Genomic DNA, 12193 nt, shown 5'->3' with positions numbered 1-12193 from the left:
GGATTCAGAGCCGCAGGGGGAGATCGCGTAACCGCTTTCCAGTCAGCGCAAACACCGCGTTCGCCACCGCTGCGCCCACCGGGCCGATGATCGGTTCACCCATGCCGTAGGGCGTGTCGCCACTTTCCAGCAGATCGACGTCGATCTGGGGCGTCTCGCGCAGGGTCAGCAGCGGGTAGGTGTCGAAGTTGGCCGACTCGATCATGCCGTCCTTGACGGTCAATACTTCGTGCAAGGTGGAACTCAGGCCCATGACCACCGAACCCTCGGCCTGCATCTTCGCGCCCTGTGGGTTGATGACCATGCCTGGATCGACGGCAACGCTCATGCGGTGAACGCGCACCTGACCGTTTTCCACCGAGACCTCGGCCACCTGCGCGCTGGCGGTGTTCACGTCCAGACCGCAGGCAATCCCGCGCGCCCGGCCTGCGGGGGGTGGCATACGCCAGCCCGAGCGGATGGCCACCTGCTCCAGCACGGCACGCAGCCGTTGACCGTTCTCGGTGTCCGGCAGATTGTTCAGGCGAAAGTCCAGCGGGTCCATCTTCGCGGCGTGCGCCAATTCGTCGGTAAAACTCTCCACCGCAAATGTATTGGGAAACACACCCAGCCCGCGCCAGAAGCCCGTGGGAACGGGCAGCGCCTCGCGGCGATTGGTGACGTGATAGGCCGGAATGTCGTAGGGCATGAACAGCCCCAGAATTCCACCTGGGTCAAAGCCAATCGTGTCTTTCACGAACTCTGGCATGCTGGCGGGCCAGATGATGTCGCCGCTGGCTGTGAACTGCTCGACGCCCAGAATGCGCCCACTGCTGCTGACGCTGCCGCGCAGGATGTGGTGCGACGGCGGGCGGAAGAACGCCTGCTGCAAATCCTCCTCACGAGTCCAGCCGACATGCACTGGTTTGCCGCACGCCGCTGACAGCCGCGCGGCCTCCACGGCGGCGGTCTGCCCCGCCTTGCGCCCGAAGCCGCCGCCCAGTTGCATGGGATGGAGCAGAATCTCGCGGTCCTTGCCGAGTGCGGCGCGAATGTCGTCCATGACCTTCTGCGGGTACTGGGTGGCGGTCCAGATTTCTATTTTGCCGTTTGTCCCCGGTGCCACCTGGGCCAGCGCCGCCAGCGGTTCCAGATGCGCGTGCGCGGCCAGCGGCGTGCTGTACTCGGCCTCGATTTGCGTTCCCTGTTTCAGCGCCGCGCCGACATTGCCCCGGCGGCGCACCACCACGCCCGCCCCGGCCCTGACCTGCGCGTCGATCTCGGCCTGATTGACGTTTGTGCCACCCTCCCAGCGCAGATCGAGTTTCTTCACGGCGTTGCGGACACGGGTGCGGCTGTCGGCCACCACGCCCGCGAAGTTGGCCTTCAAGTCAATCACCACCTTGCTCACGCCGGGCTGAGCGGACGCCCCTCCTGCCGAAGCCGCCGCCAGCGTCGCGCCGTAGCGGGGCGGGCGGGCCACCGCGCCGTACAGCATGCCGTCCACCCGCGCGTCGTAACCGTAGGAGCTGAGACCCATCACCTTGTCCCGAAAATCTACACGCGGCATGGCCTTGCCAATGCGCTTGAAATCCTTGCGGGCCTTGAGGCGGGCAGGCTTGTCGGGCAGCGTCCATTCGCCCTGCTTGCCCTCCACGACTTTGCCGTAGCTCAGTGTGTCGCGCCGCCCGGCGATGAAAAACTGCCCGCCCGCCGCCGTCAGGTTTTTGGCGGGTACGCCCAGTTGCCGCGCCGCCTCCGCACGCAGCAGCTCCCGCAACGTGGCGGCAGCCTCGCGCAGCGGCGTGTACAGCGCATTGACCGAATTGGAGCCGAAGGTGAACATCGTCCCGCCCGCGTACCCGCGCACCGTATCGGCCTGCTTCACGGTCAGTTGCTCGGGCTTGACCTCCAGTTCCTCAGCGGCGATCTGCGCCAGCGCGGTGTGGATGCCCTGGCCCATCTCCATCTTGGGGACGTAGAAGGTGATGCCCGTGGCCGTGACCTCGAACCACAGGTCTGGATTGAATGGCGCTTCCTGCGGCCCGGTGCCGTTTTCCACGACATATTCCACCAGCGCAGGGCGGCCCGCGTTGATCGCCAGCGGCACGCCCACCACCAGCACGCCCGCCGTGGTGCCCAGCCCGATCAGCACCCGGCGGCGCGTGACTTTCTTGCGAAGGACCTTATTAGGCTTGAGGGTACTCATACAGACTCCGATTGAATCGTTTGCAGGAACGATGAAATCCGAGCGGATGCGAGAAGGAGAAGGACGGGTTCCGGGCGTGGAGTGGAGGGATCGGCGCTGTCCCGATTCCTGCACGAAACAGACGGAATCCGTATCACAAACTGCCCCGCTTCAATTCCGCCGCCCGCGCCACGGCCTTCCGCACGTTGTTGTAGCCCCCGCAACGGCATAGGTTGATGCCTGCGCTGTCATCGATCTGCTCTGGCGTGGGCGCAGGGTTGGCATCGAGCAGCGCCACCGCCGACAGCACATGTCCCGGCAGGCACCACCCGCACTGGAGGGGATTTTCCACGAATGCCTGCTGAACGGGGTGCAGTGTCACCACGCCGCCCCGCCCAACTTTTGCCAGTCCCTCCAGTGTGGTCACGGCTTTCCCAGCCACGCTCGCCACAGGGGTCAGGCAACTGCGCGTCACCTGACCGTCCACCAGCACGGTACAACTGCCGCAGATGCCGATGCCGCAGCCGTAATGCGTGCCGGTCAGGCCCAGCTCGTCGCGCAGCACCCACAGCAGCAGTTCGTCCTCGCGCTGGACCTGCCGCGTCTTTCCATTGACCTGTACTTGCATGGGCCACCTCCGTGAACCCAACATACCGGGAGGGGCACAAAATGACGGGGCGCTGTCCTGCAAAACATGCAAAGAAAGTCCCCTTTCCCAGTGGAAAGGGGAATACAAGGTTTGTGGTGATGCTCAGCGCATGATTGCTATGGGAATGGAGACTCTACTCAGCCTAAGCGTTTGGCCGCCCGGTCAGACAGCACGTCCACCAGATGTGCGCGGAAGTCGGCGCTGGCGAAACGGTCTCCTAGCAGGTCTGCGCCCTCCACCAAGCCGGTTCCCACGTCCTGTCCAGCATTCAGGCGTTCTTCCAGCTTGGGCAAACGCGCCGCTTTCTCTGCCGCCCCAGTGTAAGCCGCGCGAATCTGGCCGTCGGCATGCCGGGCCATCGCCACACCCACGATGGCGTAATGGCTGGCCGGGTGACGGTATTTCTCGTACACGCTTGAGCTGATGCCTTTAGGGATGCGGATGTGGGTCAGGAGTTCGCCCGCTTCCACGGCACTCTCGAACATGCCCAGGAACATCTCGTCCGCGCCCACCGTGCGCTCACCGCCCATGCCGCGAATGACGAACTCCGCTCCCGTTGCCAGTGCTGCTGCCGGATAATCCGCGCTGGGATCGGCATGCGCCAGAGAGCCGCCGATGGTCCCACGGTTACGCACCATCGGATCACCCACCCAGCCCGCCACTTCGGGAAAGAGGGGGAGGTGACTACGCATCACGTCGGCGTGCGTGGTCATCGCGCCAACCACATAAAAGTCGCCGTCTTCTGAAATGCCCTTGAGTTCCTCCAGATTGAAGATATCCAGCAGTGCGGGCGGCTGGGCCAGACGCAGTTTCATGGCAGGCAGCAGCGAATGCCCCCCGGCAATGATCTTGAGATCGGGATTTTCGGACATGGCTTTGAGGGCGTCATCTACGCTGGCGGCTTTCTGATAGTCGAAATTGGCTGGATACATGTTTGCCTCCCTTTGGTCGGCGTCAAACGGTTCAACTGTCAAACCGTCTAGCCACTAAGAAGCTGCTGCTCATTCTTCTTTTTGCGGTTAGACCTTCAGACCGTTAGACGGTTTGACAGCTCTTAATCGTCCGCTGCCTGTTCCATCCCTGCACGCGAGTCCCGGATGGCTTTCCAGACCTTCTCGGCGGTGTAGGGCATGTCCATATGTTCAATGCCGCACTCCACCCACAGCGCATCCAGCACGGCGTTGGCGACGGCAGAGCTGCTGGCGATCGTGCCGGACTCGCCGATGCCCTTCACGCCCAGTGGGTTGTGGGGGCTGGGGGTCACGGTATGGTCAATCTGGTACATGGGCAGGTCGTCGGCGCGCGGCATGGTGTATTCCATGTAGGAGGCGGCCAGCAGGTTGCCTTCCTCGTCGTATGCGCCCTCTTCCCACAGCGCCTGACCCGCACCCTGGGCGATACCGCCGTGAACCTGACCCTCCACGATCAGCGGGTTGATCAGAGGCCCGCAATCGTCCACGCAGCCGTAGTTGCGGAGGTCCACCTTGCCCGTGTCCGTGTCGATTTCCACCACGGCCATGTGCGTGCCGAACGGGTAGACGAAGTTCTTGGGATCGTAGAAGGCGGTGGCCTCCAGCCCCGGCTCCATGCCTTCAGGAAGGCTGTGCGCCAGGTGGGCCATCAGTGCCACGTCAAAGAAGGTCTTGGACTTGTCCGGCGCACCCTTAATGCGGAAGACGCCGTTCTCGTGTTCCACGTCCTCCTCGGAGGCTTCCAGCAGGTGCGCGGCGATCTTCTTGGCCTTGGCAGTGATCTTCTGGAGCGCCACCTTCAGGGCGCTGCCGCCCACCGCTGCCGAGCGGCTGCCGTAGGTTCCCCAGCCGTAGGGCATCCGGCCCGTGTCGCCGTGAACCAGATCAATGTCCTCAATCGGAATCTGGAGTTCGTCAGCGGCAATCTGCGGGAAAGCCGTCTCATGACCCTGCCCATGGCTGTGCGAACCGGTGAACAACTCCACCTTGCCGGTGGGATACACGCGCACCAAGCTGGATTCCCACTGCCCGGCCTGCGCGCCCAACTGGCCCACCAGGGCAGACGGAGCGAGGCCACAGGCTTCCACGTAGCTGATGACGCTGACGCCCAGGATCTTGTTGCTGCCCTTCATGCGTTCCTGCTCGGCACGCAATTCGGGGTACTTCATCATGTTGAGGGCCATGTCCAGCGCGGGTTCATAGTTACCGCTGTCGTAGACCAAGGCCACTGGGGTCTGGTACGGGAAATCCTCGGGCTGGATGAAGTTCTTGCGGCGGAACTCGGCGGGGTCTTCGCCAATGGCGTGGGCCATCGCGTCCACAGTGCGCTCGATGGCGTAGGTGGCTTCGGGCCGCCCTGCACCACGGTAGGCGTCTACTGGCACGGTGTTGGTCATGACACCCTGCACCTTCACATGCACGGCGGGCAGCTTGTACACGCCGTTGCAGAGGGTGCCGTACAGATAGGTAGGAACAGCGGGCGCGAACAGCGTCTGGTACGCGCCCAAGTTCGCCAGCGTATTGACGCGGAAGGCCAGCATCTTGCCGTCCTTGTCCACGGCCATCTCGGTCTCGGTCTCGTGATCGCGGCCCTGCATGTCGCTCACGAACGCTTCACTGCGCCGCGCCGTCCACTTGACCGGGCGGCCCATCAGGCGGGCGGCCAGCAGCATGATGACTTCCTCCTGATACTGAAAGATCTTGGAGCCGAAGCCCCCACCCACGTCCGGGCTGATGACGCGCAGCTTGTGTTCGGGGATGTTCATAACGAACGCCGCCAGAATCAGGCGGTGAATGTGCGGGTTCTGCGAGGTGGTGTACAGCAGATACTCGCCGCTGGATGGAGTGAACTGCGCCAGCGACGCGCGCGGCTCAATGGCGTTGGGAATCAGCCGCTGGTTCTTGAGTTTGAGCTTGACCGTCTTGTGGGCGACGTTGAACTGCTCCTGAACGGCGGTGGCGTCCCCGATTTCCCAGTTGAAGGCCACGTTACCCGGTACGTCATCGTGAACGACGGGCGCACCCTCGGCAATAGCCGCACCTGCGAAGGCCACAGAGGGAAGAGGCTCGTAATCCACTTCCAGCATGGCGGCGGCGTCCTCGGCCAGCGCACGGTTCTCGGCCACAATGACCGCCACGATATCGCCCACGTGATTGGCCTCAGTCAGCGCAATCGCGGGGTGCGCGGGCGTCTTGAGTTCGGGCAGCAGCCAGCCCACCGGAATGCTTCCAATGCCCGCATCCACGATGTCCTGTCCGGTCAGCACGGCCTCTACACCGGGCATACCCAGAACGCTGTCCTTGTTGATGCCATTGATCTTGGCGTGCGGATACGGGCTGCGGACCATCGCGGCGTGCAGCATGCCCGGAATCACGATGTCGTCGGTGTAATTGCCCGCGCCGGTGATAAAACGCGGGTCTTCCTTGCGCTTGAGGGCCTGTCCGAAATACTTGTCGGTTCTGGATTCGTTGCCAGTCATCTTGTGTGCCTCCGAGAGAGTGACGGTTGAAAGTGGATGGACGGGCCTTTTCCAGCGCCTGTCAATCTCTGACCATCAAGCCCTCTTAGTCGTCCGCTGCCTGTCCCGCCTGCTCGCCCTGCGCCATGATCTCCGCCGCGTGCTGCACAGCCTTGACGATGTTGTGATAGCCGGTGCAGCGGCAGTAGTTGCCTTCCAGGTGGTAACGGATTTCTTCCTCGCTGGGGTTGGCGTTATGCTTCAGCAGTTCCGCACTCGCCATGATCATGCCGGGGGTGCAGTAGCCGCATTGCAGGCCGTGTTTTTCCCAGAAGCCGGTCTGGAGGGGGTGCAGATCGCCGGGCGTGCCCATGCCCTCGATGGTCTTGACATCCATTCCATCGGCCTGGACGGCCAGCACGGTGCAGCTCTTGACGGCCTCGCCGTTCACATGCACGGTACAGGCCCCGCACTGGCTGGTGTCGCAGCCGACGTGCGTGCCGGTGAGCAGCAGGTCCTCACGCAGAAAATGGACGAGGAGCGTTCTGGGTTCCACATCACGGGTGTAGGGTTTGCCGTTGACGTTGACGGTCACGTTCATGGGTGCCTCCTGCCGAAGCTGGCTCAGGTGAGTGAAGATGCCGGGTGAAAATGAGGTGGACGCCATCCGGCGGCGTCTCATCTGGGTTGTCTGACCGTTCATATTCAAGCACACAACGCAGGCGCCGCGCTGTACTCCATCGCCCACCTGTACGGCCCCCTCTGCTGGATAGATCACCACGGTCCCGGCAAGATGATCAGACAACGGTTGCCACGGGTACAGCTCTGTCTCAGAGACGGTGTACAATTGTTCAAAGCTGGTTTACTGGCCAGTACTTCAACTCGTGAATTCGTTCACAGGAGCATGTCGATGAAAACCCTGATCCTCGGTGCTGGCTATGCAGGTCTGGCCGTCGCCACCAAAATGAAGCCCTACGCTGGTCTGGAAGCCCTGCTGGTCGAGCAGAACGCTTTTCATACCTTTGAAACCCGTCTGCACGAGGCCGCCGCACACAACACCCGCGTGACCCTACCGCTGGCTCCGCTGCTGCGCGGCACCGGCGTGGAGCTAGAGCAGGCCAGCGTGGAGGGGGTCAATCTCGACGAGCGTGAGGTGACCCTGAAAGACGGGCGCGTGCTGACCTACGACACCCTGGTGGTGGGTCTGGGCAGCGTGACCAACTTCTACCGCATTCCCGGTCTGGCCGAGAACGCCAGTGAACTCAAGCAGCTCAGCGACGCCGACGACATCTTCAACTTCGTCAACCGCGCTTTCAGCGGTGAATTCCAGGGCGTGCGCGACATCGTGGTGGGCGGCGCGGGCCTGACCGGCGTGGAACTGGTCACCGAGCTGGCCCAGCGCGCCGAACTGCTGAGCAAGGCGCGTGGCCTGCCCCCCATGAACATCTATCTGGTAGAAGCCGGACCCAAGATCCTGCCGGTGCTGGACGACGCCCTGCGCGGGAAGGCCCAGCGCACGCTGGAGGATTACGGTATCCACGTCATGACCGGCCACCGCCTGATGCAGGCCACCGCCGAGACCGTGACCGTGCAGACCCCCGACGGCGAGCAGAAGATCATTCCGGCAGGCAAGATCATCTGGACCGGCGGCATTCAGGCCCGCGACATTCTGAAGGGTGAGAAGCTGGAGAAAGGCCCCGGTGGACGCGTGGCCGTGGACGACAAGCTGCGTGCCAGGGGCTACCCCGAAGTGTTCGTGATCGGTGATATGGGCCTGGCACTGAACCAGGAGGGCAAGCCCGTACCCACCACCGCCCAGCACGCCGGACAGCAGGGCCGCCTGACGGGCAAGAACCTGATGCGTCTGGCGAGGGGCGAGGAGATCGAGACCTACGAACCCACCACCCTGGGCGAGTTCGTGAGCCTCGGCGGGTTGATGGCCGTGGGCTGGATGAAGCTGCCGTGGAACCAGAAACTTGCCATCACTGGCGGCATAGCCCACGTCATGAAGCGCGCCTCGGAATGGCGCTGGCGGGCCAGCATCGACTGATTTTACAGTCCTGCTTTCATAGTTCTGCACCTGACCCCTTTCCTGTGGAGGGGGTTTTTTGTGGTCATACGGACTGCCGTCTGTAACGCGGCAGAAATCGGGACATCGCAGGGTTCCTCCGCTCCACGCTCCGAGGGATGTTTTTCTCCCGCTCACTCTCGTGATGAACAGACGCCCATGACTGGCACAGCTCGAAGAGAGGACGCTCTTACTCTGCGGCGCAGCTCTGCGAGTCCCGTTCGGATTTCTATGTGTTTCCAACACCTTTCAATCGGGGTCCGTATCAAGTGTGATGGCGCTGGTATTCGACTTTCACAGCTACCGCGCAAATCCGCCCGTAATCTGGAGAGTAGTAGATGAGTGCCTCCGCCGCATCCCTGATCACCCTCCCCACCGCCGTTGTGAATCCGAAGTCCATCACCACAAAATGCCCCCCAGCCAGAGTCGGCCAGGGGGCATCTTAGTAAACAGGTTTACTTCGCGGCGGCGTAGCGCTTGGCGACTTCATCCCAGTTGACGACATTCCAGAACGCTTCCAGATAGTCGGGGCGCTTGTTCTGGTAGTTGAGGTAATAGGCGTGTTCCCACACGTCCACGCCCAGGACCGGGGTGCCGCTGGTTCCAGAGATCGCCTCCCCCATCAGGGGGTTGTCCTGGTTGGCAGTGCTGACCACGGCCAGCTTGCCGCTTTGCACGACCAGCCATGCCCAGCCACTGCCGAAGCGGGTCTTGGCGGCGTCCTCGAACTTCTTCTTGAAGTCTTCAAAGGAACCGAACGCACCCACGATGGCGGTCATCAGTTCGCCGCTAGGCTGCTTGCTGCCCTGGGGTCCCATCACGGTCCAGAACAGGCTGTGGTTGGCGTGGCCGCCCGCGTTGTTCCGCAGAGCCGTCTTCTTGTCGGCAGGCACGCTGTCCAACTTGGTGATCAGTTCCTCGACGGGCATGTCGGCGAACTCGGTGCCTTCCAGCGCCTTGTTGGCGTTGTCCACGTACGCCTGATGGTGCTTGTCGTGGTGGATTTCCATGGTGCGGGTATCGATGTGGGGGGCCAAGGCGTCGTAGCCGTAGGGCAGGGGGGGAACTTGGTAAGCCATAACAGGGTTGCTCCTTGCAAGCCGAAGCTGGAGGTCACGCACGGTGCGCACACTCCCATCGGAAAAACTTAGGTCCAGCTTACGCGCCGCCCCCGGAAGCCTGAGAAACCATGAAGTTTTAGGTGATCCTAAAATGAGAAGGCTTCCCTGAGGTGTGCCGTGAAGACTGGAGGCAGCGCCCACCATCACTTTGCTCTAGCATGGGCCGCGTATGCGTTCCCCCCTGCCACGCGCCGTGTTGACCCGACTGGAAACGGGACGGGTGGTGGTTCTCAGTGTGCTGGTGGGGGCGCTGGTGGGCGGCCTGAGTATCCTGCTGCGCCTGCTGCTGGAAGCAGTCCTGCGCCTGGGCGCGCTGGTGACGGGCTACGCGCCCCCCGGCACTCCCGGCGAGGGCGGCCTGCTGATGGCCTTTGGCGACGCGTTGCCTTGGGGGCTGCTGGCCCTGCCCGTGGTGGGGGCGCTGTACGCGTGGCTGGTGCCGGCGGCAGCGGGAGACGCGCTGGGCCAACTGGTGCGCGGCTACCACGCACGCGGGCAGTGGGCTGCGCCCGTGATTCAGCTCCGCACGCTACTGGGCACGGTGCTGGCCTACGGAACGGGTCTGCTGGTGGGCCGCGATTCGGCCTTTACCACTACTGGGCAACTGGGCGCGCGGCTGCTGGGGCGCTTCACGCGGCTGGACGCCGTGGAGGCCCGCACGCTGACCCTGGCTGGAGCGGCGGCGGCGTTGGGGGCCGTGCTGCATGCGCCACTGGCTGCCGCCGTACTGATTGCGGAGGTGCTGTACTGCCGCTTCGAGTTCGAGTTCGAGGTGGTCATGCCCTGTGTGCTAGCCGCCGTGGCAGGAACAGCGGTGTACGGGCTGGCCTTCGGCTTCACGCCGCTGCTCAGCGTGCCAGTGCTGGGGGTGCCGTCTTCAGCCCAGCTTCCAGCGTTGCTGGGAGTGGCCCTGGCCGCGACGCTGGCCGGGTGGCTGTCGCTGCTGGCGGTGCGCGCCGTTCCCGAACGCTGGGCCAGTGGCAAACTGCGTCCGCTGCTGGGCGGGCTGTTCGGGCTGCTGACTGCCGCTGTCGCCTTTTACGGCACCCCCGCCGTGCTGGGCGACGGCAGCGGCTGGGTACAACTGGGCGTCTCGGATTTCGTGGGCACAGACGGCGGCGTGGCGGGCGCATGGCGCTGGCTGCTGCTGGCGCTGGGCGCGCGGCTGGCCTTCGGCGGCGGCGTGCTGCCCTCGGTGGGGGTGGGGGGACTGATCGGCGCGGGGCTGGGCAGCCTGCTGGGCGTGGACCCGGCACTGTCTACCCTGATCGGGCTGGTGGCCTACCTGACCGTGACCCTGAACGTGCCGCTGGCCGCCACGTTGCTGGCGGTGGCCTGGGGCGGCGAGGCCCTGCTGCCCAGCGCGCTTCTGGCGGCTGGACTGGCCCACGTCCTGAGCGGCACGGACGGTCTGGTGCCGGGACAGGTCGCCTCCCGCGCCCAGAGCGGCGTGCATCAGGGCGGGCCGGGATTGATCGGTGGGCTGGCCCAGTTACCAGACTCGGTGCGTTTTATCCCGCGCCGCGCCGTGGACCCTGCCCCGGAAACGGCCCAGGACGCGCCCGCTGTTCCGTATGACGGGCTTCCCACACCATCTGCCGAGGCACTGCCCGATCTGCCTTCTCTGCCCTCCAACGAGCGCGAACTGTACCGCCGGGGCGTGCCGCCGGGCTGGCGCGGCGCGCGCCTGAAATTGCTGAGCCTGCCGCCTGGGGTAGAGGTGGTGGGCCTTGTCCGGGACGGCACGGTGCGGCTGCCCCACCCAGAAATGCGCCTGACCACCGACGACGAACTGGTTTTCCTGGCCCGCCCGGACGCCTACGCCGCGCTGGAGGGCCTGCTGAGACTGCCGGGGGCCTGAGATTGGGCAGGGCAGGACCGGACGCAGGAACCTGGCTTCACCGAGAGTGACGGTGCTTCTGGCTCCTGCCTTTCTTCAAGAGGGCGAGGGGAGCTGGTCTGTGCTGGGCACCGGGACATGTCCATATTTCTGCTCCCAGACCAGGTCGCGCAGCACCCAGCCACTGCCTGGAAAGCGCAGGCCCAGCCGCAGCTCGCCCAGCAGATAATCGCGCACGTCATGCTGGGGCAGGCCCGCCCCAGTGGCCTCGCCCAGCGTGCGTTTGCCGTTCAGGTGGCGGGCCACCGGATGAAGCTTGGCGCGCGGCCCGGCAGGCTGGAGCCGCAGCCGGTACCACTCGTAGCGGTCCAGCGGCCACAGCCGTCCCTGTTTGAGCGCGCCCACCACCATCTGCGCCGCCTGGAACACCGGAATATCCAGCTCGCGGGCCGCGCCACGCACCGAACTGCCGTTCTGGCCGCTGAAAGGAAACAGATCACCCTGAAAGCAGCGGCTGGGGCTGACGATGGCCTCGCAGACCTTTTCCCATTCGTCGCTGACGCGCGCCCAGTCGGTGGTCAGGTGGCCGTAGGGTCCCAGCGGCTGCCCCGCTACCGGACGGTGCGTGAAGTCGAATGTGCCGCTCTCGGGCAGCAGAGGACTGGCGTACAGCGCGTCCAGCCCCATCCAGTCCAAGATGCCGCCCGAGATGATCTCACCGGAAACGAAGGTCACGGTGTACGGCACCTCGGCCTGAACGTCCAACACACCAGTTTGGCGCGTGGTGTGGATCAGTTCCAGAATGCCCAGCAGTGGTAGGTCCTCAAGAAGTCCCTGCATCAATGTGAACAAGTTAGCACTGGCTGTCTTACGACTCTCGCACTTGGGAGGACAAGTCAAGCTTTATCGAACTGACCT

Annotated in this window: 9 protein-coding genes; 2 read left to right on the top strand and 7 right to left on the bottom strand. The window is 64.1% G+C overall.

What is annotated here, in order from left to right:
- Nucleotides 1-4: 4 nt before the first annotated feature.
- The 5 genes from DAAJ005_RS09035 to DAAJ005_RS09015 all read right to left on the bottom strand — a co-directional run bounded on the left by DAAJ005_RS09035 (nt 5) and on the right by DAAJ005_RS09015 (nt 6847).
- Complete coding sequence (locus DAAJ005_RS09035) at nt 5-2188, bottom strand: molybdopterin cofactor-binding domain-containing protein (RefSeq protein WP_151846831.1); 2184 nt, start codon at nt 2186-2188, stop codon at nt 5-7.
- Nucleotides 2189-2321: 133 nt separating this feature from the next.
- On the bottom strand, nt 2322-2795 hold the full coding sequence (locus tag DAAJ005_RS09030; RefSeq protein WP_151846830.1) for a (2Fe-2S)-binding protein: 474 nt from the start codon (nt 2793-2795) through the stop codon (nt 2322-2324).
- 158 nt (nt 2796-2953) lie between these two features.
- Nucleotides 2954-3748, bottom strand: a complete 795-nt coding sequence (locus DAAJ005_RS09025) for a xanthine dehydrogenase family protein subunit M (protein ID WP_151846829.1) — start codon at nt 3746-3748, stop codon at nt 2954-2956.
- 122 nt (nt 3749-3870) lie between these two features.
- Nucleotides 3871-6267 carry a xanthine dehydrogenase family protein molybdopterin-binding subunit gene (locus DAAJ005_RS09020; RefSeq protein ID WP_151846828.1) on the bottom strand — a complete coding sequence of 799 codons (2397 nt, stop codon included), beginning with the start codon at nt 6265-6267 and terminating at the stop codon, nt 3871-3873.
- An 85-nt stretch (nt 6268-6352) separates the two neighbouring features.
- Nucleotides 6353-6847, bottom strand: a complete 495-nt coding sequence (locus DAAJ005_RS09015; RefSeq protein WP_151846827.1) for a (2Fe-2S)-binding protein — start codon at nt 6845-6847, stop codon at nt 6353-6355.
- 309 nt (nt 6848-7156) lie between these two features.
- Here DAAJ005_RS09015 and DAAJ005_RS09010 point away from each other — a divergent pair, with 309 nt between their 5' ends.
- The gene (locus DAAJ005_RS09010) at nt 7157-8296 is read left to right on the top strand and encodes an NAD(P)/FAD-dependent oxidoreductase (RefSeq protein ID WP_151846826.1); all 1140 of its coding nucleotides are present in this window, start codon (nt 7157-7159) and stop codon (nt 8294-8296) included.
- Nucleotides 8297-8769: 473 nt separating this feature from the next.
- Here the strand turns inward: DAAJ005_RS09010 and sodA are convergent, their stop codons facing one another.
- Nucleotides 8770-9393 carry a superoxide dismutase [Mn] gene (gene sodA, locus DAAJ005_RS09005; RefSeq protein WP_151846825.1) on the bottom strand — a complete coding sequence of 208 codons (624 nt, stop codon included), beginning with the start codon at nt 9391-9393 and terminating at the stop codon, nt 8770-8772.
- A 211-nt stretch (nt 9394-9604) separates the two neighbouring features.
- On the opposite strand from sodA, the gene DAAJ005_RS09000 reads away from it, so the two are divergent.
- Entirely contained in the window at nt 9605-11296 is a 1692-nt protein-coding gene (locus tag DAAJ005_RS09000) for a chloride channel protein (protein ID WP_151846824.1), read from the top strand.
- A gap of 75 nt (nt 11297-11371) precedes the next feature.
- Here DAAJ005_RS09000 and DAAJ005_RS08995 read toward each other — a convergent pair whose 3' ends face one another.
- A complete protein-coding gene (locus DAAJ005_RS08995) occupies nt 11372-12115 on the bottom strand; it encodes a DUF4388 domain-containing protein (protein ID WP_151846823.1) in 744 nt (247 codons plus the stop codon).
- Between the last annotated feature and the right edge of the window lie 78 nt (nt 12116-12193).

The sequence above is a fragment of the Deinococcus sp. AJ005 genome (assembly GCF_009017495.1).
Taxonomy (GTDB): domain Bacteria; phylum Deinococcota; class Deinococci; order Deinococcales; family Deinococcaceae; genus Deinococcus.
Note: the sequence above shows the minus strand (reverse complement) of the source record. Positions and strands in the feature narration are given on the sequence as shown.

Coding starts and splice junctions, on each gene's coding strand:
- DAAJ005_RS09035 (WP_151846831.1), bottom strand. CDS start 2,188: ATGAGTACCCTCAAGCCTAATAAGGTCCTTCGCAAGAAAGTCACGCGC.
- DAAJ005_RS09030 (WP_151846830.1), bottom strand. CDS start 2,795: ATGCAAGTACAGGTCAATGGAAAGACGCGGCAGGTCCAGCGCGAGGAC.
- DAAJ005_RS09025 (WP_151846829.1), bottom strand. CDS start 3,748: ATGTATCCAGCCAATTTCGACTATCAGAAAGCCGCCAGCGTAGATGAC.
- DAAJ005_RS09020 (WP_151846828.1), bottom strand. CDS start 6,267: ATGACTGGCAACGAATCCAGAACCGACAAGTATTTCGGACAGGCCCTC.
- DAAJ005_RS09015 (WP_151846827.1), bottom strand. CDS start 6,847: ATGAACGTGACCGTCAACGTCAACGGCAAACCCTACACCCGTGATGTG.
- DAAJ005_RS09010 (WP_151846826.1), top strand. CDS start 7,157: ATGAAAACCCTGATCCTCGGTGCTGGCTATGCAGGTCTGGCCGTCGCC.
- sodA (WP_151846825.1), bottom strand. CDS start 9,393: ATGGCTTACCAAGTTCCCCCCCTGCCCTACGGCTACGACGCCTTGGCC.
- DAAJ005_RS09000 (WP_151846824.1), top strand. CDS start 9,605: ATGCGTTCCCCCCTGCCACGCGCCGTGTTGACCCGACTGGAAACGGGA.
- DAAJ005_RS08995 (WP_151846823.1), bottom strand. CDS start 12,115: ATGCAGGGACTTCTTGAGGACCTACCACTGCTGGGCATTCTGGAACTG.